At 75.5% G+C, this 22851-nt stretch carries 13 protein-coding genes; 7 read left to right on the top strand and 6 right to left on the bottom strand.

Annotation, left to right across the window (positions count from 1 at the left end; genetic code table 11):
- Positions 1-2853, top strand: a complete 2853-nt coding sequence (locus tag D7231_RS31100) for a bifunctional glycosyltransferase/CDP-glycerol:glycerophosphate glycerophosphotransferase (protein ID WP_120759060.1) — start codon at positions 1-3, stop codon at positions 2851-2853.
- A complete protein-coding gene (locus D7231_RS31095) occupies positions 2850-3995 on the top strand; it encodes a glycosyltransferase (protein WP_242000012.1) in 1146 nt (381 codons plus the stop codon). Before D7231_RS31100 ends, D7231_RS31095 begins: the two co-directional genes overlap by 4 nt.
- A gap of 95 nt (positions 3996-4090) precedes the next feature.
- Here D7231_RS31095 and D7231_RS31090 read toward each other — a convergent pair whose 3' ends face one another.
- Positions 4091-5701: a glycosyltransferase family 2 protein gene (locus D7231_RS31090; RefSeq protein WP_391476057.1), complete on the bottom strand. Its 1611-nt coding sequence runs from the start codon at positions 5699-5701 to the stop codon at positions 4091-4093.
- A gap of 106 nt (positions 5702-5807) precedes the next feature.
- Between D7231_RS31090 and D7231_RS31085 the strand changes: the two genes are divergently transcribed.
- Positions 5808-7430 carry a glycosyltransferase family 39 protein gene (locus tag D7231_RS31085; RefSeq protein ID WP_242000010.1) on the top strand — a complete coding sequence of 541 codons (1623 nt, stop codon included), beginning with the start codon at positions 5808-5810 and terminating at the stop codon, positions 7428-7430.
- A 39-nt stretch (positions 7431-7469) separates the two neighbouring features.
- Here the strand turns inward: D7231_RS31085 and D7231_RS31080 are convergent, their stop codons facing one another.
- The 4 genes from D7231_RS31080 to D7231_RS31065 all read right to left on the bottom strand — a co-directional run bounded on the left by D7231_RS31080 (position 7470) and on the right by D7231_RS31065 (position 15562).
- Complete coding sequence (locus tag D7231_RS31080; RefSeq protein WP_120759016.1) at positions 7470-8351, bottom strand: carbohydrate ABC transporter permease; 882 nt, start codon at positions 8349-8351, stop codon at positions 7470-7472.
- Positions 8348-9706, bottom strand: a complete 1359-nt coding sequence (locus D7231_RS31075; RefSeq protein WP_120759014.1) for a carbohydrate ABC transporter permease — start codon at positions 9704-9706, stop codon at positions 8348-8350. The genes D7231_RS31080 and D7231_RS31075 overlap by 4 nt, the downstream gene beginning before the upstream one ends.
- A 15-nt stretch (positions 9707-9721) precedes the next feature.
- Positions 9722-11083: an ABC transporter substrate-binding protein gene (locus D7231_RS31070; RefSeq protein ID WP_120759012.1), complete on the bottom strand. Its 1362-nt coding sequence runs from the start codon at positions 11081-11083 to the stop codon at positions 9722-9724.
- A 768-nt stretch (positions 11084-11851) separates the two neighbouring features.
- Positions 11852-15562 (bottom strand): FtsK/SpoIIIE domain-containing protein, encoded by a 3711-nt coding sequence (locus D7231_RS31065; RefSeq protein WP_120759010.1) that lies wholly within the window; start codon positions 15560-15562, stop codon positions 11852-11854.
- A gap of 655 nt (positions 15563-16217) precedes the next feature.
- Here D7231_RS31065 and D7231_RS31060 point away from each other — a divergent pair.
- The 4 genes from D7231_RS31060 to D7231_RS36285 all read left to right on the top strand — a co-directional run bounded on the left by D7231_RS31060 (position 16218) and on the right by D7231_RS36285 (position 22316).
- The gene (locus D7231_RS31060; protein ID WP_120759008.1) at positions 16218-18086 is read left to right on the top strand and encodes a serine/threonine-protein kinase; all 1869 of its coding nucleotides are present in this window, start codon (positions 16218-16220) and stop codon (positions 18084-18086) included.
- A gap of 118 nt (positions 18087-18204) precedes the next feature.
- A complete protein-coding gene (locus D7231_RS31055) occupies positions 18205-19470 on the top strand; it encodes a serine/threonine-protein kinase (RefSeq protein WP_120759006.1) in 1266 nt (421 codons plus the stop codon).
- Positions 19471-19835: 365 nt separating this feature from the next.
- The gene (gene prfB / locus D7231_RS31050; RefSeq protein WP_120759004.1) at positions 19836-20942 is read left to right on the top strand and encodes a peptide chain release factor 2; all 1107 of its coding nucleotides are present in this window, start codon (positions 19836-19838) and stop codon (positions 20940-20942) included.
- 240 nt (positions 20943-21182) lie between these two features.
- Positions 21183-22316 carry a hypothetical protein gene (locus D7231_RS36285; protein WP_147449823.1) on the top strand — a complete coding sequence of 378 codons (1134 nt, stop codon included), beginning with the start codon at positions 21183-21185 and terminating at the stop codon, positions 22314-22316.
- A gap of 141 nt (positions 22317-22457) precedes the next feature.
- Here the strand turns inward: D7231_RS36285 and D7231_RS31040 are convergent, their stop codons facing one another.
- The gene (locus D7231_RS31040) at positions 22458-22652 is read right to left on the bottom strand and encodes a hypothetical protein (RefSeq protein WP_030369272.1); all 195 of its coding nucleotides are present in this window, start codon (positions 22650-22652) and stop codon (positions 22458-22460) included.
- Between the last annotated feature and the right edge of the window lie 199 nt (positions 22653-22851).

The following is a 22851-nucleotide window of genomic DNA, read 5'->3' as shown; positions in this document are numbered from 1 at the left end:
GTGACCGCCGCACATCCCGCCCCCGGCCCCGATGTCAGTGTCGTCGTGATCGTCCACAACGACGCCGAACGCCTGCCGCGTGCCGTGCGGTCGGTCCTCGCCCAGTCCCTGCGCAACCTCGAAGTGATCATCGTCGACGACTGCTCGACGGACGGCACCTTCGCCGCCGCCGAGCGGCTGACCGCCACCGACCCCCGGGTCCGGCTCATCCGGCTGCCGGCCAACAGCGGCGGCTGCGGCGCCCCGCGCAACGCCGGCATCGACGCGGCCCGCGCCCCCCACCTGATGTTCCTCGACAGCGACGACGAACTGCCCTACCACGCCTGCAAGTCCCTGCTGCTCACCGCCGAGGAGACCGGCGCCGACCTCGTCACCGGCGAGGTCACCCGGCTCTTCGAGGAGTCCCGCACCACCGGCCTGTGGTATCCCGAGCTGTTCGAGGACGCCCGCGTCGTCCACGGCATCCGCTCCGCCCCCGAGTTCTTCCTCGACCACCTCTCCACCAACAAGCTCTACCGCGCGGACTTCCTCGCCCGCCACGGCCTCCGCTTCCCCGAGGACATGCACTACGAGGACCAGCTCTTCACCGCCCGCGCCCTCACCCTCGCCCGCACCTTCGCCGTCGTCCCCTGGCCCGTCTACACCTGGCGCCTCGCCGCCGACCCCGCCACCCTCTCCATCTCCTCCAGCCGCCACAAACTGCGCAACGCCGTCGACCGCATCAAGGCCGCCCGCCTCATCGACGCCTTCCTGGAGGAGTCCGGCAACGCCGCCCTGCGCCCCGCGAAGGACGAGAAGTTCCTCCGCCACGACTTCCGCCTCTACCTGGGCGACCTGCCCTTCCGCGACGCCGGGTGGATCGCCGGCTTCGCCGCCGCCGTCACCCCTTACCTCGCGGAGACCGCCCCCGAGGCGCTCGCCGCCATGCCCCGCGAACAGCAGATCTGCCAATACCTGCTGTGCACCGGGCGGCACGAGGAGGCCGCCGAGTGCGCCCGTACCCTCGACCGGCCCCGGCTCGCCCCCCGCCACGTCGTCCGCGAGGACGGCCGCATGTACTGGGGCCCCGCCCTGCCGCGCGACGCCGAGGAGGCCGCCGGCCTCGACATCACCGCCTGGCGCCTGGACGACCAGCCCTTCGCCGCCGGCCCCCTGCGCCACGAAGTGGCGGACATCGCCGCCGACGGCCCCCTGCTGCGGATCCGGCTCCACACCTACGACCCCGCCCTGCTGCTCACCGCACCCGGCCCGGTCAGCGGCGAGCTGCGCATCGCTACCACCGGAGAGCCGCTCGCCGTGCCCTTCACGTACGAGCCGGCCCCGCCCGGCGAGGACGGCCGCCTCGCCCGCCGCACCGCCGAGGCCGTCCTCGACCCCCGCCGCATCCCCCTCGGCCCCAAGGGCTTCCGCGGCCGCCGCCACCCCGTCGTCGTCCTCGAACGCCTCGGCCTCACCCGATCCGACCCGCTGCTGGCCCCCGCCGGCCTCACCCCGCTGCGGGCGAGGATCCCCCAGCGCGGCCCCCTCGCCGCCCACACCGTCCGGGTGGTCTGCGAGGGGCACGGCGCCGGCCGGCTGGAGCTGTCCTGGGAGCGCGCCGGCGCCCTCGGCCGCGCCGAGGCCGCCGCCGGGCGGGCCGAGCCCGTCCGCCGCGGCCTCCAGCGGCTCACCCGCCGCGTCACCGGCCCCCGCATCAAGGCCCTCACCTACCACGAGTTGCAGAAGCTGCCCGTGGACGACGGCCTCGTCGTCTTCGAGGCCCTGGAGGGCCGCGGCTACGCCGACAGCCCCCGCGCCATCCACGAGGAGCTCCAGCGGCGCGGCCTGCCGCTGCGCGCCGTCTGGTCGTACGCCGGCAACCGCTCCTCCTACCCCGAAGGGCTGCCGCTCGTGCGCCGCGGCAGCTGGGAGTACGTCCGCGCCCTCGCCCGCGCCCGCTACTGGGTCGACTCCCACGGCTTCCCCACGCTCTACGGCAAGCGGCCCGCCACCCGCTATCTCCAGACCTGGCACGGACAGGCGTTCAAGCACATGGGCTTCGACGTGCCCGAGCTGCGGCTGGCGAGCGCCGAGCGGCAGCGGCGGCACCGCGAGACGGTCGCCCGCTGGGACGCCCTCATCGCCCCCAGCGAGGAGTTCGAGCGCACCTTCGTCCGCGCCAACGGCTACGAGGGCGAGCTCCTGCGCACCGGCCTGCCCCGCAACGACGACCTCGTCCGCTGGGACGACCCCGCCCGCCGCGACCGCGCCGCCGCCACCCGCGAGCGCTTGCAGATCCCCGGCGGCCGGAGCGTCCTGCTGTACGCCCCCACGTTCCGCGACGGGGCGCGCGGCACCGGCGACTCCGTCCGCGCCGACCTCGCCGAGCTCGTGCGCCACCTCGGCGAGGACTGGACGATCGTCGTCCGCCCGCACTACTACGAGCGGTACACCGTCCCCCGCGAGCTGGGCCACGCGGTCCGCGACGGCCGGGAGTTCCCCGACCTCAACGACCTGCTGCTCGCCTCCGACGCCCTCCTCACGGACTACTCGTCCCTGATGTTCGACTACGCCAACCTCGGCCGGCCCATCCTGTTCTTCACCGACGACTACGAGCACTACCGCGCCACCGCCCGCGGCACGTACTACGACCTGCCCGACATCGCCCCGGGCCCGATGCTCACCACGACCGGCGAGCTGGTCTCCGCCCTGCGCGACCTGAAGGCGGTCCAGGAGGAGTGGGCCGGGGCCTACTCCCGCTTCCGGGAGCGCTTCAACCCCTACGAGACGGGCCGGTCGAGCGAGGCCGTGGTGGACCTGTTCTTCGGCGCCGCCGCTGCCGCCCGGGCCGGTGCGGGGGGTGGCCGGCGGTGAAGCGGCGCAACCTCTTCCTCGTCGGGATCGACGTGGACTCCATGGGCGGCTCGCAGCGCGTCCTGCACACCCTTGCCCAGGGCTTCGCGGAGCGCGGCCACCGCGTCGAGCTCATCGGGATCCGCCCCAGCCCCGAGCCCCACGCGTATGCCGCCGCCCCCGCCTACCGGCACCTCACCCTCTACCGCACTCCCGCCCCGCCGCCCTGGCGGGCCGTCTCCTTCGCCGAGCGGCTGAGCCCCGCGCGGCTGAGGTCGGCACGCGCCGAGCGGCAGGAGCGGGAGCGGGCCCGGCAGCGGCTCGCCCGGAGGTTCGGGGCCGTCCGCGACGGCATGGTCGTCATCGGCTCGCCCTGGGCGGCGGCGTGGCTGGAGCCCGTCGAGTGGTCCCACCTGCGGGGCATCGGGCAGTACCACGAGTCCTTCCACCAGGCGCGCACCTCGGAGAACCTCCAGTTGATCCTGCGTCACTATCCGGCCCTGGACAAGGCGCTGTTCCTCAGCGAGCCGGACGCCGCCGAGTTCCGGCGGCGCCGCCTGCCCAACGCGGGCGTCCTGCCCAACCCGCTGCCGTTCGCCCCCGCGGGGCGGGCCGCCGCCCTGGACACGCGGCGCGTCGGCGCGGTCGGGCGGCTGGAGGCCGTCAAGCGGCTGGACCGGCTGCTGGACGCCTTTGCCGCGGCCGTCGCCCGCCGGCCCGGGTGGGAGCTGCACCTCTTCGGGGACGGGCCGCTGGAGCCGGAGCTGCGGGCCCGGGCCGAGCGGCTGGGCATCGCCGCGCGGGTCCGCTTCCGCGGGAGCGTGCGGGACATGGCCGCGGCTTACGCCGAACTGTCCGTCCTCGCCCTCACGAGTGAGCGGGAAGGCCGGCCCATGGCGCTCGCCGAGGCGTCCGCCGCGGGGGTGCCCTGCGTGAGCTTCGACCTGTCGGGCGGCGTGCGCGAGCTGGTCCGGCACGGCCGTACGGGGACGCTGGTGCCGTCCGGCGAGGTGGAGGCCTTTGCCGCGGCGCTCGGGGAGCTTATGGAGGACGGGGCGCTGCGTGAGCGCTACGGGCGCGCGGCCCGCGAGCACGTCGCACCGTTGCGGCTGCCGGCCGTGCTCGACCAGTGGGAAGCGTTGTTCGAGGAGATCGACCGGTAGTGGGGCAGGGGGGCATGAGCATGGAGCATGACTGCGGGTTGTCGGTGGCTGGTCGCGCAGTTCCCCGCGCCCCTGGCGGGGCGCGGTGCCGGGGATCAGCTGTTTCTCATCACCGCCCACGCGCCCCGCGCGCCCGACGCCAGCCGCAGGGCCAGCGAGCCGTTCACGGTGGCGTAGGGGCGGGCGAGCAGCAGGCCGTGGCGGAGGCTGGGGAGGGCCGCGCGGTGCAGGCCGCGGCCCACGGCCCGCACGGTCGTGCGGAAGGCCCCGCCCGCGCACTGCACCCGGACGCGCACGTCCCACGTCTGCGGCGGGGCGGTGCCGTCGCGCCGGTCGCGGGCCGCGAGCACGGACAGCGGCAGGACGACGCGCGCGGTCCACGCCTCGCCCTCGTCCGCCAGCGGTACGGCCCGCCGCAGCACGGGCCCTCCGTCCCGGTGCCGCAGTTCGACCTCCGCGGTCTCCGGCCGGATCGTGGCGAGGCGCCCGTAGAGGTCGTGGACGCGCAGGCGCAGCCGGGCGCGGGCCCGGGCCGTGAGGCGCAGTTCGGCGTCCACGGTCACCGGCAGGTGGTGCGGCGGCACGGCGCCCGGCCCGAAGACGCCGTCCAGGGGCGCCCGGGGCAGGTCCGTCGACCAGAGGGGCGCGGCGGCCGCGTCCTGCGCGTAGGGCGGCAGGAGCCGGGCCGGCCGGGCGGCGAGCTGGGCCAGCCGCTCCAGGTCGCGCGGGGCCTCCGCGGCCAGGACGACGCGGGCGATCCAGCGGGCCGGCGGCCGGGCCGCGCTCAGCTCGGCCTCGTCGAAGCGGGCGAGGTAGCCGCGGGTGACGCGCCACCAGGCGTGCCGGTAGCCGGCGCTGCGGGCGGGCAGCTCGCGGACGTACATCCGCAGGTCGTGGTCGAGGAACTTCACCCGTGCGGCGCGGGCCAGCGGCTTGCTGCCGGCGTCGAGGAAGACCTCGACGCTGCTGCGGTGCGCGGCCACGCGCGCCTGCCAGTTGGCGATGCGCTCGCGGTCCAGGGAGATCGAGGGCGCGGCGGCGTCGCGCCGCACGTGCCAGATGTAGACGGTGTCGGGCACCGTCGCCACGCGCGGCGCGGCGGCCATCACCCGGGCGGTGAAGACGAAGTCCTCGTAGATGAAGCGCCCTTCGGGGAAGGCGATGCCGTGCTCGGTGAGGAAGTCCCGCGCGTAGAGCTTGTTGACGCACAGGGTGTCGCGCAGGAGCGCCGGCCGGGCCTCGGGGGCGGCGTAGACGGCCGGCCGCCGGTAGAGGGCGGGCTGCCAGCCGGTGTCGCGCCGCTGGGGGAGCTCGCGGCGCACGCACAGGCCGGCCGCCACGGGGGCGCGGTGGCGCAGGGCCGCGCCGAGGAGGGCGTCGGCGGCGCCCTCGGGCAGCGTGTCGTCGCTGTCGAGGAACATCACGTACGGCGCGGTGGCGGCCCGCACGCCGTCGTTGCGGGGGGTGCCGCAGCCGCCGCTGTTGGCCGCGCGGTGGACGATCCGCAGGCGCGGGTCGGTGCCGGCCAGCTCGTCGAGGATCGCAGCGGTGCCGTCCGTGGAGCCGTCGTCGACGGCGATGACCTCGGCGACGGCCGGCCCCTGGGCGAGCGCGGAGCGGACGGCGTCGCGGATGTGGGCGGCGTCGTTGAACCCGATGACGATGACGCCGACCTGCGCGGCGGGCAGGGTTCCGCTCCCGTTCACTGTCACGAAAGACAGTTTTACCGATGAATCTGTATAAAGCGGCGCATTGGGAAGTCCGGTGTGGCCGGGTGTCCGGGTCCGTCAGGACCGGGGAGGGGACGGAGCGATGGGGCTGACAGAGCTGGAGCGGCCAGGAGCGGCCGCGCCGGAGGGGGCGGCGGCGCAGCCCCCTCCGGTCCGCGCCCGCCCGACGCGCGGCGCCGTCCTCGCCGTGGCCGTCCCCGCCGCCGTCATGCTCGTCCTCGGGCTGTGGGGCCTGGACCGGGGGACGATGTGGCGGGACGAGAGCGCCACGTTCCAGGTGGCGCGCCGGTCCCTGCCGGAGATGCGGCACGTGCTGGGCACGATCGACGCCGTGCACGGCCTGTACTACCTGCTGATGCACGCCGTCCTCGCCGTGCGCCCGGACGAGATAGCGCTGCGGCTGCCGTCTGTCGCCGCGTCCGCCGCCACCGCCGCGCTCGTCGGCGCCCTGGGCTGCCGGCTGGCCCGGCCGCGCGTCGGCCTGTGGGCCGGGCTGCTCTACGCGGTCACGCCGTTCGTCAGCCACTACGCGCAGGAGGGCCGCTCGTACGCCCTCGTCGCGACGGGCGCCGCGCTCGGCACCTGGCTGCTGGTCCGCGCCGCCGGGCACGGCTCGTACGGGCGGTGGGCCGGCTACGGCGCGGTGATGGCCGGCACGGCGCTCCTGCACGAGTTCGCGGTCCTGCTCCTCGCGGCGCACGCCGTCACCCTGCTGCTCTCCCGGGCGCCGTGGCGGACCTGGCGGCGCTGGGGGTGCGCTGCGGCGGCCGCCTGCCTGCTGCTGATACCGCTGGTGATCGTCTCCCGGGGGCAGAGCGCGCAGGTCTCCTGGATCCGTACCCCGGGCCTGCCCGAGGCCGAGGCGCTGGTGAAGGCGTTCGCCGGCCCGGAGCGGGCGGTTCTGGTTGCGGTGCTCGTCCTGGCCGCGGTCGCCGTCCTCGCCCCGGTGCGGGGCCTGCGCGGGTCGGTGTCCGGCCTGCGCGGGGCGAGGCCCGGCCTCCGCGGGGCGGCGCCGTCGCCCTCGCCCCGCGGCGGGGCCCTCGGGCTCACCGCGGTCGCCCTGCCCTGGGCGGTCGTCCCGCCCGTGCTGCTCTACGCCGCCGCCCGGTACCAGCCGCTGTTCCTCGACCGCTACCTGCTGTTCTGCCTGGCCGGCGTGCCGCTGCTCGCCGCGGCCGGCGCCGAGCGGATCCTGGGCCTCGTGCCGTGGCGGCGGACCGTGACGGCGCTCGGTGCCGCGGCCGTGCTGGCCGCCTTCGCCGTACAGCTGCCGCTGCACGAGCGCGAGCGCCTGCCCACCAGCCGCGGCGACGCACTGGCCCCGGTCGCCGCGGCGGCCGGCCGCCTGGCGCGGCCGGGGGACGCGGTGCTGTTCCTGCCGCAGTACGAGCGGCGCGTGGCCCTCGCCTACCCCCGCGACTTCACCGGCCTGTACGACCTCACCCTGAAGAGGTCACCGGCCGCGTCCGGCACGCTCTTCGGCACCGAGGTCGGTGCGGGGGAGCTGCGCGAGCGGCTGGCCCGGCTGCCGTCCGGGAGCCGGGTGTGGGTCGTGGGGGACACCAACACGGTGGGCACCCGGTGGTTCCGCGGGCAGCGGGCCGAGTCGGCGAAGGCGGATGTGCTGGCGGAGTTCTGCCGGGAGGAGAGGGAAGCGGCCGTGTTCGTGCGCGGGGGCATGGTGTCGCTGTACGTCCGGAGGTAGGCCCGGAGGCAGGACCGAAGATATGAGAGGTCATGACGGTCACTTCACCGCCCCAGCCATCACCCCGCTCACGAACTGCCGCTGGAAAGCGAAGAACACCGCCAGCGGCACCGCCATCGACAAGAACGCGCCCGAGGCGAGGATGTCGATGTTGTCGCCGAACTGCCGGACCTGCTGCTGCAAGGCGACCGTGACCGGCGGGTGCCCGCTGTCCGCGAAGATCAGCGCGATCAGCATGTCGTTCCACACCCACAGGAACTGGAAGATCCCCAGCGAGGCGATGGCCGGCCCGCCCAGCGGCAGCACCACCCGCAGGAACAGCCGCAGTTCGCCCGCCCCGTCCAGCCGGGCGGCCTCCAGCAGCTCCCGCGGGATCTCCGCGAAGAAGTTCCGCAGCAGGAAGACCGCGAAGGGCAGGCCGAAGGCCGTGTGGAAGAGCACCACGCCGGGCGTGCTCTCGAAGATGCCGAGGGTGTTGAAGAGCTTGGCCACCGGGATCAGGGCCACCTGCACCGGCACCACCAGCAGCCCCACCACGGCCATGAACCACCAGTCGCGGCCCGGGAAGTCGAGCCAGGCGAAGGCGTAACCGGCGAGGGCGCCGACGAGGATCACCAGCACCGTCGCGGGCACGGTGATGAGGGCCGTGGTGCCGAGGGACTGCATCACCGTGTCGTTGTGGAAGAGCTTGCTGTAGCTGTCGGTGGTCAGCTGTGCCGGGTGGGAGAAGACCTGCCACCAGCCCGACGCCGCGATGTCCCGCTTGTCCCGCAGCGAGGACAGCAGCAGCCCCACCGTCGGCGTCAGCCAGAACAGCCCGACCGCGACGAGGAAGAACCGCACCGCCCCGCCGCCCAGCCGCGCGGCGATCCGCGCGGGAAGCGACTGCCTGGCCCGTACGGCCGTGTCCAGCGTGGTCATCGCCGCCGCTCCCTTCGGATCCGCCGGAGGTTGACGTACATCACCGGCAGGACGAGCACCAGCAGGAAGACCGCGATCGCGCTGCCCACGCCCTGGTTGACGTCCGTGCCGAAGGAGGACTGGTACAGCTGGAGGGCCAGCACGTTCGCCTTGTCCAGGCTGGCCCCCGGCGCGATGATGTAGACGAGGTCGAAGATCTTCAACACGTTGATCATCAGCGTGATCAGCACGACGGCGAGCACCGGCGCCAGCAGCGGCACCGTCACCCTGCGGAAGACCTGCCACTCGTTCGCGCCGTCGACCCGCGCCGCCTCCAGCAGCTCCCGCGGCACGCTCGCGAGCCCCGCCGCGATCAGCACCATCGCGAAGCCCGCCCACATCCAGATGTACGCGCCGATGATGGCCGGGGTGACGAGCGAGGGGCCCAGCCAGTCGACGCCGTTGTAGGGCGCGGCGAAGTTCGAGGCGGGCAGGCGCAGCTGGGCGCCGTCCGCCGTGCCGGGCAGGGTGAAGGTGCCGTCGGCGGCCGAGGTGGCCGAGGCGACGGTCCGGCCGTCCTTGACCGCCTCCACCGTCACGCCCTCCAGGGCCTCCTCGCCCTGGTCGATCTTCCCCGGGGTGCCACCGCCGCCGCGCGTGAAGTCCCGCCACACCGTGCCGGTGACCTTCCCGGCGACGTCCCGCGCCGGGATGGCGTCCTTGGCGCCCTTCATGTCCGCGGGCTTGGCGCCCACCAGCGGCAGGGCGGTCGCGCTGCCCGCCTTCACCACCGCCCTGGTCGTGAACGCGCCGTGGCTCTCCGTCAGCGGCGCGTCGCCCCTGGGGTGCGCGCCGGGGAAGGGCGCGGGCGGCGAGAACGTGTCGTGGATCCCCACCCACACCGCGTTCGCCACGCCGCGGTCCGGGTTCTGCTCGTACACCAGCCGGAAGATGATGCCCGAGGCCAGCATCGAGATCGCCATCGGCATGAAGACGACGAGCTTGAACGCCGTGCCCCAGCGCACCCGTTCGGTGAGCACGGCGAAGACCAGGCCGAGGGCGGTGGCCACGGACGGCGCCACGACGACCCAGATGACGTTGTTCTTCAGCGCCGTACGGATCCGGTCGTCGGTGAACACCTCGTGGTAGTTGTCCACGCCCACGAACCCGTTGCCGCTCGCGTCGAAGAGGCTGCGCCACACCGAGTAGCCGATGGGGTAGACGACGAGCGCGCCGAGCAGCGCCAGCGCGGGCAGCAGGAAGAGGGCGGCCACCCAGAGGCGGGTGCCCTGCATGCTCCTGGCCTTTTTCGTGCGGTTCGCGGTGGGGCGGGGCGGCCCGGGGGCCGCAGCGCCGCCCGCGGTTGCGGTCGACATCGTGCGGGCCTCCCGTCAGCTCTTGAACGCCTTGGCCGCGTCGGACTCCAGCTTCCGCTGGGTGCCCGCCACGTCACCGGGGTCCTTCAGGAAATCCTGGAGGTCCTTCCACTCGCCTTGGCCCGGCTTGCCGCCGAAGGAGGCGGGCGCCAGGTCGGACATGTCGAAGCGGAAGCCGTCGCCCGCCGCGATCACGGCCCGCGCGATGGAGCGGAGCGTGTCGTCGGGGTAGGCGGCGAGGTCCAGGTTCTTGTTGGCGGACAGGAAGCCGCCCTGCCCGGCCCACACCTGCGCCGCGTCGGCCGAGGCGAGGAACGTCAGCAGGGCCTGAGCCGCCGGGCCGTCCTTCAGCGCCACGCCCACGTCGCCGCCGGTCACCACCGGCGCCTTCGCCCCCACCGCGGGGAACGGGAAGACCTTGGCCTCCTTGCCTATCCGCGCCCCCGCCCCGATGACGTTCGCCGCCGCGAAGTCGCCCTCGAAGACCATGGCGGCCTTCGGCTCCTCCCCTCCCGTGAACGTCTGCGTGACCGAGGTCGGGAACTGCGTCTGGAGCGCCCCGTCGTTGCCGTCCGCCAGCAGGCCCTTCCCGCCGAAGAGCCGCCCGAGCACCGTCAGGGCGTCCTTCACGGACGGGTCCGTCCACGGGATCCGGTGCTGCGCCAGCAGGTCGTACTTCTCGGGGCCCGCCTGCGAGAGGTAGACGTTCTCGAACCAGTCGGTGAGCGTCCAGCCGTCCGCCCCGCCCACCGACACCGGCGGGATGCCGTAGTCGGCGATCAGCTGCGCGGTGCTCAGGAACTCCGGCCAGGTCTTCGGCTCCTTCGCCCCGGCGCCCTCGAAGACCTTCGTGTTGTACCAGACCAGGGACTTGTTGCTGACCTTGAAGTAGACGCCGTAGTGCTTGCCCTCGTACGAGCCGAGGTCCTGCCAGCCCTTCGTGAAATTCTTGTCCAGCTCCGCCGACGCCTCGCTGCCGAGGGGCTTGAGCCAGCCCTTCTGCGCGAACTCGCGTAACGCCCCGGGCTGTTGCAGCATCGCCACGTCCGGAGGGTCGCCGCCCGCGATCTTCGAGCCGACGAAGGCGGACATGTCGTCGCCGCTGGGCACGTAGGCGACTTCGGCGCCCGTGCGCCGGGAGAACTCCTCCAGGACCTTCGTGAAGCCCTTCTGCTCGGCTCCCGTCCAGACCGCCGTCACCTTCAGCTTCTGCCCGCTGAGCTTGGGAAGCTGGACCGTGTGCCGGATGCCGCCCGGCGGGGCGCCGCCGTCGCTGCCGCTGTCGCCGCACCCCGCGACCGACAGGGCCAGGGCCCCGGCCGCGAGGAGCGCGAGCGCGCTGCGCGCCCCGCGCACCGAACGAAGCGAAGTCCGCATAGCCGCCCCTCCCGTACGAGCTCCCCGCCGGCGGCCGCCGCACGTCGGCCCCCGCATCCGCGCTCGCCTCCCGTGCGACAGTCCTACGCCCGCCCGGGGGCCGCCGCAATACCACCATCGGGCGCAATTCACTGATCGTGACCGGGCTGTGATACGGCGTCACCTGCGGTGGGCGGTACGGGGACGGCCCCGGGCCCGGGGCGACCGAGCCGGCCGGTGGGCGGCCGCGCCCCGCGCCCCGCCGCGACGGCGGCGGCCCCGCGCTGCCGTCAGCTCCTGGCCCGGGGGCCGTGTGAGTCGGCGGATGCGCGCCGTGCCGGGTCGCGCCGGTCGGCGAGAGGCCGCTGTCGCGATCGGCTCCCCGCTCGTGCAGGCCTCGCCGCGTCCGCATCCCGCGCTGCCGCGCGCGGCCCTCCCGCCGCGACGGCGATCGGCCCCCGCGCAGCAGTCCGGCGGTGCCGGGGTGTCCTCAGCCTTGGGACGGGGCGAGCCGACCGGTGTGCAGCTGGGCGGGTCGACGCGTGGGCGCCGTTGTGGCCGGCTTCCCGCGCCTGCTCTCCCGCCGGCCCCGGCGAACGCCCGCACCTCGCGGTGCCGCGCACCGCAGTCCCGCCGCGACGGCGATCAGCCCCCATGTCGCAGACCGGCGGTGCCGAGCCGGCCTCAGCCCCGGGTCCGGGTGTCTGCGCCCCAGGCCCAGGGGGCGGGCTTGGCGGGCGGTGTGCGCGGCGCCGAGTCCACCGGCCGTGCCCACCCCGGCGCGCAGCGTCAAAGCAGCGGCGGTGCCGCCTCCGCCGCTGCTGACTGCGCGGCGCGCTGGAGCGCGCTGGCGAGGAGGGCCAGGTCCGTCGGGCCGTTGCCCAGTTCGCGGAGGGGGCGGCGGGTCGGTGGGTCGCCCATGCGCTGCCAGTCGATCGGCACGACCGTCGGGCGCAGTGTCGCCGTCCGCGGGATGCGGCCCGTCACCCGGCCCGCCTGGAACGGCGTCGTCACGTCGTCGTCCGGCCGCATCAGCCGGCCGCGGCCGGGGGCCGGTTCGCCCGCGCCGCTGCCGTCGCCGGGCGTGCCGTCCGCCGACGGCGGGGCGATCTCCAGCGTCGCGCGCAGCCCGGCCCGCTCGACGGCCGCCGTGTCGGCCGTACGGTCCGGGCGGCCGGACGCGGCCACCAGGTGCACGCCGAGCCGCTCGCCGTCCCGGGCCACGGCTTCCAGCGCCCGGACCACCGAGCCCGCCGACGGCCGGCCCGTACTGCCCAGGGCGGGGGCCACCAGCGCGTCGAAGTCGTCCACCAGGACCACCAGGCGCGGCAGCGCCGTCCGGGCCGTGAGCGACGGGCCGTCCTTCTGCGTGCGCAGCTTGAGCGTTCCCGTCGGTACGGACTCCAGGTCGCCCGAGCCGTCCGCCGCCCGCCGCGGCGCGACCACCTGCGCGGCGGATGCGGCCGCGTGCTGCGTGTGCCACGCCGTGAAGTCGAGCCGGCCCAGCAGCTCCGCGCGCCGCTTGAGCTCCGACGTCAGCGCCTGGGCGAACTCCCGCATCCGTACGGGGTCCGCGGCCGCCAGGTACGTCGACACGTGCGGCAGGTCCGTGCACAGCCGCAGCCCCTCGCCGCGCTCCGCGCCCCCGCCGTCCACCAGGACCAGCGAGAGCCGGTCGGGCCGGTCCGCCGCCGCCAGCGACGCGGCGAGCGAGCGCAGCAGCTCCGTCTTGCCGCTGCCCGCGCACCCCTCCACCAGCAGGTGCGGGCCGTCCGCCGCCAGGTCCACGGCCAGCGGCCCGTGCGGGCCCGCGCCCAGCACCGCCACCGCCCGGCCGCCGGGCCGCGAACCGCGGTCCGTGGCCGCCGCCCAGCGTGCCGTCAGCGACGCCGGGGTCGCCCGGGCCAGCCCCAGCTCGTCCAGCAGGCGCGCACTGCGCGGCAGCGCCGCCGCCACGCGCGCGGCCGCCCCGCCCGCCACGCCGTCCGCCATCCGCAGCGGCGCCAGCGCCCGCGCGAACCGCTCCGCCCACGCCCGCGACACCGCGTCCACGGCGGCGATGACGGCGGGGCCCGACGGCGCTTCGGCCTCGGGGCCGCCGCGCGCGCCGCCGTCCTGGGCGGGCGCGCGGTGGATCACCTGCACCACCGTGGCCACGTCACCGCTCAGCAGCGCCACCGCGCCGCAGTACGGGAACGCCGGGGCCGCCGTGCGGGCCGTTGCCAGCGTCGACACCACCGGCGACGCCGGCGTGGTCGCCGGGGCGTCCGCCAGGCACACCAGGTGGATGCCCGCCGCGGAGCCGCCCACCGCCAGCCGCGACACCGTCTCCCGCAGCTCGGCCGAACCGGGGTCCCCGTCCACGATCACCACCGTGTACGGGCCGGAGTGACGCTCCGCCGCGGCCGCCACCGCCGCCGGTGCGGCCGTCGCCCAGTGCGGGCCCAGCGGGCCCTCGTCCAGGCGCCGCACCAGCTCCGCCGTGCGGGCCGCGGCCTGCTCGCGGTCGTACGCCACCAGCAGCCGGCAGTCCTGCCCGCGCACCGGGCGCAGCTGCGGCAGCCAGCCCAGCCACGACCACTCCGCCAGGCGCTCCTCGACCGGGCGCGCCCGGTCCGCACTGATCAGCACGAACTCCAGGCACGCCGGGGCGTGCAGCGCCGCCAGCTGAGCCAGCACCGAGCGCGCCAGGGCCGACAGCCGGCCCCGCGGGCCCGCGAGCCCCAGCGAACCGGCTTCGCGCAGCGCGACCGTCACCGGCACCGAGGGCAGCAGGGCGCCGTTTTCGGCCGAATGCCGGTCGGCCGTGCCCAGCCGTACGGTCAGCAGGTCGGGATGGTCCGGGCCGCGCTCCCACAGCCGGGGGCCGGGGCCGAGCGCGGTGAGCAGCGTCTCCGCGGGGTCGGGCCAGCGCTCGCGCAGCGCGGCGGCCTCGGAGCGGGCCCGCTCCTCGGCGCCCGCGTCGTCCTCCGGGCCGCCCCACGCGTCCGCGTCGGCGCCCCGGCCGCCGCGTCCGCCGGCCAGCCGCCGGGCCCACGCGCCTATCCCGCGCCCGCGCGTCCGCTTGCCGGTTTCACCGGCGGGGGCGGGCCCGGGGGAGCCGGGGGCTCCGTCGGGTTGGCCCGCCTGCCCGGGCAGCCCGCTACCGAAGCCGCCGGGCACGCCGTTCGTCTCCGCCTGACCGGCCGTGCCCCCCGGCCCGTACGGGTCCGCACCGCTGTCCTGGCCGGGCAGGGTGCTGCCGGGCGGTGCCACCCGGCCCGCCGGACCCGTTCCGCTTGCCGTAGTTCTGTACGGGCCCGGTGTTCTGTACGAGCCTGGGCCGTCGTCTGTTCTGTACGAGCCCGGGCCGCCGTCCGCTCCCGCCTGACCGGCCGTTCCGGCCCCGCCCCTCGCCCCGTAAGCGTCCGCCTTCGCCCCGTACGCGTCCGCACCGCCGTCCTGGCCGGGCACCCCGCCGCCGAAGCCACCGGCCCGGCCCACCGACCCCGTCCCGTAAGAGGTGCCCCGCTCCTGGGCGGAGGCGCCCGCACGGTTCGGCCGGCCGCCGTCCTGGGGTGCCGTTCCGGACGGGCCCGGCTGGGCCGGGACGCGGACCGACAGGCCGCCGGGCGCCGCGTCCCGCAGGGGGAAGCCGCGGCCGCCGTGCGTCGCCGAGTCGTGGCCGGAGGCGGCCGGGCCGCCGAAGTCCGGGCCCGCCGCCAGGCCCGTCGAGCCCGCGCCCGTCACGCCCGCCGGCGCGCCCAGCCACGCGCCGCGCACCGGCGGGGCGACCGCGCCCGCGGGGGACGCCCCGGGGGCGCTGCCGCCCACGCGCAGGTGGCCCTCGCCGTCGGGCGCGGCCGGCAGGACGCGCGGGGAGGAGTCGTCCGCGGCGTGCAGGCTCAGCACCGACTCGCCGACCCGCAGCAGCTCCCCGGCGGGCAGCCGCACCGGCTCCGCGCCGACCGGCTCGCCCGCGAGCACGGTCCCGTTCGTGGAGCCCAGGTCCCGCAGCGTGATCGTGCCGTCGTCGTGGAGGACGACCGCGCAGTGCAGCCGGGAGACGTCGGGGTCGTCCAGCGGGATGTCCGCCGTCGCGGAGCGCCCCACGTGCACCTCGCCGCCGTGCAGCAGGTGCACGCCGCCCGCGTCCGGCCCGGAGACGACGTGGAGCCGCGCCGCGGCCTCCGGCACGCCGGACATGAGCACGCCCGCGTGCCGCTCGGGGTCGGCCGGGGCGGACAGGGAGAGGACGGCGCCGTCGATCAGCGGGGGCTCGCCCAGCGCGCTGCGCTGGGGGTCGAGCCGCTCGGCCCCGGCGTAGACCACGACGGCCCCGGTGCCCAGGTCGCAGCCGGCTGCCGCCGCGGCCGTGGCGAGGCCGCTGGCCACACCGGCCAGGGCGGTCCCCGCGGGGGCGGTCACCAGCACGTCGCAGGCGCAGGTCGCCGCGGGCACGGCGGGCGCAGTGGTGTGGTGGCCGCTGAGCGGCCCGAGGACGGTCAGCCTGATCTGCATCGCCGTCAACGGTCCCTTCTGCCCCGGTGCACGTACAGGTCACCACGGCGCGCGGAACGTACCGGAAGCACCGGCCCCGCCCCTCCGCATCGTGCTGCGAGCATCCTCGCACCTGCCGGGAGCGACGCGCCCGGCGACGGCCAATTCGTGATCTTGAACGACCGCGGGAGGGTGCGAAGAAAGCGGAAGGTGATCGAATCCTTCCGGGAGGACCTCATGATCGGTTCGATATCGGCCCATGACGGGTCTCTTTTCGAACAAGTCGTACAGATTTTCTTTCGCTCGGGAGTGGGCGGCGGGCCGGCCGCGCAACCGGCCGCACGGCCGCTCCCGACCGGCCGCGGCGCCCCGCCGGGACCTTCCGTTCACGCCGCGTGAGCGCCGCGCGCGGCCCGCCCGCGCGCCTTCCGCGCGCCGCGCGGCAACCAACGGCCCGCGACCCGCGTCTTCCCCTCAGCCCCGCGGATTCGGCAAACCCTCGGCAAACCGTCGACAAACCGGAGGCCCGTAGGACGGCACTACAGTGGGCGGAAAGCCGGGCGCGAAGGCCGGGCACGAAAGAGGCCCTCGCGGAGCATGACGACCATGCAGAGCTTGACGACCATGCAGAGCATGACGACGACGATGACGAGATGACGACCAGGGAGCGCATGACGTGCGGCCGGTAGGCAGCAAGTACTTGCTTGAGGAGGTGCTCGGACGCGGCGCGACCGGCACCGTCTGGCGAGCACGCCAGCGGGAGGCCGCGGGCGCCGAGGCGGCCGTGTCCGGCCGGCCCGGCGAGACCGTCGCGATCAAGGTGCTCAAGGAGGAGCTGGCCTCCGACGCGGACGTCGTGATGCGCTTCCTGCGCGAGCGCTCCGTGCTCCTCCGGCTCACCCACCCCAACATCGTCCGCACCCGCGACCTCGTCGTCGAGGGCGACCTGCTCGCGCTCGTCATGGACCTCGTCGACGGCCCGGACCTGCACCACTACCTGCGCGACAACGGCCCCTTCACGCCCGTCGCCGCCTCCCTCCTCACCGCCCAGATCGCCGACGCGCTCGCCGCCAGCCACGCCGACGGCATCGTCCACCGGGACCTCAAGCCCGCCAACGTCCTCCTGCGGAGCGACGGCGGCCAGATGCACCCGATGCTCACCGACTTCGGCATCGCGCGCCTCGCGGACTCCCCGGGCCTGACCCGTACCCACGAGTTCGTCGGCACGCCCGCCTACGTCGCGCCCGAGTCCGCCGAGGGCCGCCCGCAGACCTCCGCCGTCGACATCTACGGCGCGGGCATCCTGCTCTACGAGCTGGTCACCGGCCGGCCGCCGTTCGCGGGCGCGACCGCCCTCGAAGTGCTCCACCAGCACCTCAGCTCCGAGCCGCGCCGCCCCACCACCGTCCCGGAGCCCCTCTGGACGGTCATAGAGCGCTGCCTGCGCAAGCGGCCCGAGGAGCGTCCCAGCGCGGAGAACCTGGCGCGGGCGCTGCGCGTCGTCGCCGCGGGCGTCGGCGTGCACGCCTCCCCGGACCAGGCCGAGGCCGCCCTCGGCGTCGCCGGGCTGCTCGGGCCCGATCCGGAGCCGGCCGTCGTGCCCGGCACCGGCCAGGGCGCCGGCCCCGGCTCCCGTCCCGGCGCGGGCGACGCCGACCCCACGCAGGTGCTGCCGTCGACGGCGGGCTCACCGGGCGCGCCGGGCTCCTACGACCCGAACGCCGCCACCAGCCTCCTGCCGAACACCTCCGCCGGAGGCAACGGCCCCGGCTCGGGCCCCGGCTCCGACGCCACGCGCGTCATGCCGGCCGGCTCCGGCCCCGGCGGCTCCGCCGACCCGACCCGCGCCATGCCGCCCGTACCGCCGCTGCCCCCGGAGGGCGACGGCGCGCACCCCTGGCAGACCCAGATGCGGGCCGCCCGCGACCGCAACGACCAGACCCAGGTGCAGTACCTCGACCCGAGCGAGGACCCGCTGCGCCGCCGCCCCCAGCGGCGGGCCGGGCAGCCGCAGCAGCCCCAGCAGCAGCCGCCGCCGGGCTACGGCGGCCAGCAGGGGTACCAGCAGCAGGGCTACGGGCAGCAGTACGCCCCTCAGCAGCCCCAGGGACACCGGCCGCCGCCCCCGCAGCACTACGCGCCGCAGCCCCAGCCGTACGCCCCTCAGCAGCCGCAGCCCGCGCCGCCGTCCCGCAGGCAGCAGCGCCGGCAGGAGCCGCGCTACCAGCAGCCCCCGGCGCCGCAGCCGCAGCCCCAGCCGTACGCTCCGGAGCCGCCCGCGCGCCGTGAGCCGCGGCCGCCGCGGCAGCGCAGCGCGAATCCGATGCGGATCCCCGGGCTGGGCTGCCTCAAGGGCTGCCTGTTCATGATCGTCATCCTGGTCATCGGCGCGTGGCTCGTCTGGGAATTCACCCCTCTGAAGGACTGGGTCGCCGACGGCAAGAGCTTCTGGGACGCCGCCTGGGACTGGGTCACGGACGTCAAGGACTGGATCGCCGGGCTCACCTCGGACTCCTCCGGTTCCTCGGGCTCCTCCGGCACATGACCAGGTAATCGATTTGTCGACACCCGGTTGGCGTTTTCCGCCTCGGGGGTGAGCGTTGGCAGTAGCTTGGTCGCCAGCGCGCCTGTCGGAGTCGGAGACGAGGAGTCGGGGAACAGTCTTGGCACGGAAGATCGGCAGCCGGTACACCGCCCACCAGGTCCTCGGCCGTGGCAGCGCGGGCACCGTGTGGCTCGGCGAAGGGCCCGAGGGCCCGGTCGCCATCAAGCTCCTGCGCGAGGATCTCGCCTCCGACCAGGAGCTCGTCGGACGGTTCGTCCAGGAGCGCGCCGCGCTCCTCGGGCTCGACCACCCGAACGTCGTCGGCGTCCGCGACCTCGTCGTCGACGGCGCCGACCTCGCCCTGGTCATGGACCTGATCCGGGGCACGGACCTGCGCACCCGGCTCGACCGCGAGCGGCGGCTCGCGCCCGAGGCCGCGGTCGCCATCGTCGCCGACGTCGCGGACGGGCTCGCCGCCGCGCACGCCGCCGGGATCGTCCACCGCGACGTCAAGCCCGAGAACGTCCTGCTCGATATGCAGGGCCCGCTCGGGCCCGGCGGCGCGCACCCCGCGCTGCTCACCGACTTCGGCATCGCCCGCCTCGTGGACGCCCCCCGGCCCGCCCGGGAAGGCGGCCGCGGGACCGGCCCCCGCAGCGTCATCGGCACGCCCGACTACCTCGCCCCCGAGATCATCGAGGGGCTGCCGCCGCGGGCCTCCGTCGACGTCTACGCCCTCGCCACCGTCCTGTACGAGCTGCTGGCCGGCTTCACGCCCTTCGGCGGCGGGCACCCCGGCGCGGTGCTGCGGCGGCACGTCACCGAGACCGTCGCGCCGCTGCCCGGCATCCCCGACGAGCTGTGGCAGCTCGTCGTCCAGTGCCTGGCCAAGGGGCCCGCGTCCCGGCTGCGCGCCTCCGAGCTCGCCGTACGCCTGCGGGAGCTGCTGCCCGGGCTCGCCGGGATACCGCCCCTCGACATCGACGAGCCCGACGACGGGGAGGGCGACGCCGACGACCCCGCGGTCCCCGCGGACGGGGGCGGCGTGCCCGCCGCCGCGCGCCGGCGGGGCGTCGTCCCGCTCGTGCCGGGCGCCGTCTCGGACTCCAGCCGCGACACTCACACCAGCATGCGCGTGCCCACGCCCGCCGAGCTCGCCGGCGGCGCCCACGGCACGGCCCGCGCGCCCCGCGCCGCCGGGCAGCGCCGCGCCGGCTCCGCCCGCCACCGCTCCCCGGCGGAACAGCGCCGCCGCCGCATCCGCCTCGGCGCGGCGGCGGTCGCCCTGGCGGCCGCGGCGGGCGTGGGCGGCTGGTTCGCCACCGCCGACCACGACGCCGCCGACGCCAAACCCGGCATCCACCACCCGGACCCCCAACGCTGACGCGGCGGGGGAGAGGGCGCCCGGCGTCCCCGTTGCTGCGGGTGGGCCCGCGCCCCTGGATCCGCCGCGACGGCGCCCGGCCCCCGCGGCGGTGTCCGGCGGTGCCGGACTGTCCCCGGCCTGGTGCCTGCTCGGCACCGCCGGTCTGTGCCGCGGTGGCTGATCGCCGTCGCGGCGGGGGAGAGGGCGCCCGGCGTCCCCGTTGCTGCGGGTGGGCCCGGGCCCGGCGCCGTGGAGGTGGGGCCCGTCCGGCAGGGCGGGCGGCGGCTTCCGCGCCGGTGGGGGCCGGGGCGGCGCGGTTCAGCGGAGCGCCCCGGAGGGGCCTTGGGGGCCGGGAAGCGCGGCGTAGCCGTTAGGCTGGGTGCGTGGCAGTCGTTGACGTATCCGAAGAGCTGAAGTCCCTCTCCTCGACCATGGGGTCGATCGAGGCCGTCCTGGACCTCGACAGGATGAGGGCCGACATCGCCGTGCTCGAGGAGCAGGCGGCCGCCCCGTCCCTGTGGGACGACCCCGAGGCGGCGCAGAAGATCACGAGCCAGCTGTCGCACCTCCAGGCGGAGCTGCGCAAGACCGAGGCCCTCCGCAGCCGCATCGACGACCTCGGAGTGCTCTTCGAGCTCGCCGAGGCCGAGGACGACGCCGACGCCCTCGCCGAGGCCGAGGCCGAGCTCACCTCCGTCCGCAAGGCGCTGGACGAGATGGAGGTCCGTACCCTCCTCTCCGGCGAGTACGACTCCCGCGAGGCCCTCGTCAACATCCGCGCCGAGGCCGGCGGCGTCGACGCCTCCGACTTCGCCGAGCGCCTCCAGCGCATGTACCTGCGCTGGGCCGAGCGCCACGGCTACAAGACCGAGGTCTACGAGACGTCCTACGCCGAAGAGGCCGGCATCAAGTCGACCACCTTCGCCGTCCAGGTCCCCTACGCCTACGGCACCCTCTCCGTCGAGCAGGGCACCCACCGCCTCGTGCGCATCTCGCCCTTCGACAACCAGGGCCGCCGCCAGACGTCCTTCGCCGGCGTCGAGGTGCTCCCGGTCGTCGAGCAGACCGACCACGTCGAGATCGACGAGTCCGAGCTGCGCGTCGACGTCTACCGCTCCTCCGGCCCCGGCGGCCAGGGCGTCAACACCACCGACTCCGCGGTGCGGTTGACCCACCTCCCGACCGGCATCGTCGTCTCCTGCCAGAACGAGCGCTCGCAGATCCAGAACAAGGCGACCGCCATGAACGTCCTCCAGGCCAAGCTCCTCGAGCGCCGCCGCCAGGAGGAGCAGGCGAAGATGGATGCGCTCAAGGGCGACAGCGGCGGCTCCTGGGGCAACCAGATGCGTTCGTACGTCCTGCACCCGTACCAGATGGTCAAGGACCTCCGTACGGAGTTCGAGGTCGGCAACCCCCAGTCCGTCCTCGACGGCGAGATCGACGGCTTCCTCGAGGCCGGCATCCGCTGGCGCAAGCAGCAGGAGAAGTAACCCCAAGGGCCTCCATAGCAGGACAACTCCCCCGTATCCGGCTTGACGCTGCGTCAAAAACTGGCAAGGCTGACGGCGGCACGCGTAGCACTGGGGCGCGTGTGGCGGGGGCGAGCGGCCCGGACGACAGTGCCGCCGCATCACACGGCCGGCCCGCCGGCCGTGCCAGGCCTCCAGTAGCGCCACCGCCCCGTGCGGAGCTGCTCCAATGACGAGTGAGCTACTGGGGGTAGCAGGCATATGACGAAGAAGACGCGACTGCGTGTCGCGCGGATAGCCGCCGGCGCGGTGGTCGCCGCGGGCGCTTCGCTGACCGCCGCCGGTGCGGCATCGGCCGCCGGCGTCAACGTCCAGGTCGCGGGTGTCGGTGTGAAGGCGGGCGTCCACGCCGTCGCCTCGCCCGACGACCCGGACACCATCCCGCAGCCGCCCACCTCGGGCGGCACCACCACGGGCAGCACCGGCTCGACCGGCGAGACCGGCTCCACCGGCTCCACGGGTTCGACCGGCGAGACGGGTTCCACGGGCTCCACCGGCACGACCGGTTCCACGGGTGAGACCGGGTCCACCGGTTCCACCGGCTCGACGGGCTCCACCGGCAGCATCGGCGGCTCGGGCGAGACCACCGGCAGCTCGGGTACCACGGGCACCACGGGTTCTACGGGTGCGACCGGCGAGACGGGTTCCACGGGCTCGACCGGTACCACCGGCACGACCGGTAGCACGGGCTCCACCGGTTCGACCGGTTCCACGGGCAGCACCGGTGCGACCGGCGAGACCGGCTCCACGGGTTCGACGGGCTCCACCGGCTCCACGGGTTCGACCGGCAGCACCGGCAGCACCGGCAGCACGGGCTCCACGGGTTCGACCGGCTCGACCGGTTCCACGGGCTCCACCGGCTCGACGGGCAGCACCGGTTCCACCGGCAGCACCGGCTCGACGGGCTCCACCGGCTCCACGGGTTCCACCGGCTCGACCGGCAGCACGGGCTCCACCGGCACCACCGGCAGCACTGGTTCCACCGGCTCCACCGGTGACGACCACGGCACCACCGGCGGCGACCAGAGCGGCACCGGCGGCTCCGGCACCACGGGCGCCACCGGCGGTTCCGGTTCCACCGGCGGCAGCGACTCCGGTGACCAGGGCAAGGTCTGCCCCGTCGACACCAGCAACAACTGCGGCAACAACACGGACACCGACAGCGCGGGCGCCAAGCCCGTGCAGCAGGACAAGCCCAAGGAGCAGCTGGCCGAGACCGGCGCCTCCCAGACCGGCTTCCTGGTGATCGGTGCCGCGACGATGATCGCGGGCGGCGTCGGCTTCCGGCTCCTGCCCCGCCTCATGACCCGCAACGCGGGCGCGGCGGCGGCCTGACACAGGCCGCGGACGTAGCCGCGTAGTCACGCAGCCCGCGGCTGGGTCACGCAAGCACGCAAAGGGCCCGGAGCGCTCAGCGCTCCGGGCCTTCGTGCGTCGTTCGAGCGGGCACGCGCATGACCACGCGTGACGGCGCGCCTACCCGGCGAATCCGTGTGCGAGCACGGCCACCGCCACCAGCGCGACCAGCAGCGCGATCAGCGTTGCGGGCGTCAGGCCGGCGAAGAGGCCTTCCTGCTGCTGGAGCCGCTCCCTGCTGGCCCGGCAGACCGGGCAGCGGCCCTCGCTGACAGGGCCCGCGCAGTTGGCGCACACCAGTCGGTCGCATGTCATGCGATCTCCTCCTCCGGTACGTCCAACGCGCGGGAGAGCCGTGCGGTTCCCCCTACCACTCTGCCAGCTTCCCCGGCGAACGGCGCGTGCGGGCCGATTGTCCTCGTTTTGTCCCCGAACATGACGGTAATAAACGCGCCGACCCCGGTCGCTGCCTGCGCGTGCACGGCTCGTTCGCGTATGGTCACGCACACCGAAC

Origin of the sequence: Streptomyces klenkii (genome assembly GCF_003626645.1) — a bacterium.
Classification (GTDB): Bacteria; Actinomycetota; Actinomycetes; order Streptomycetales; family Streptomycetaceae; genus Streptomyces; species Streptomyces klenkii.
This window is presented reverse-complemented; position numbering and strand designations above follow the sequence as displayed.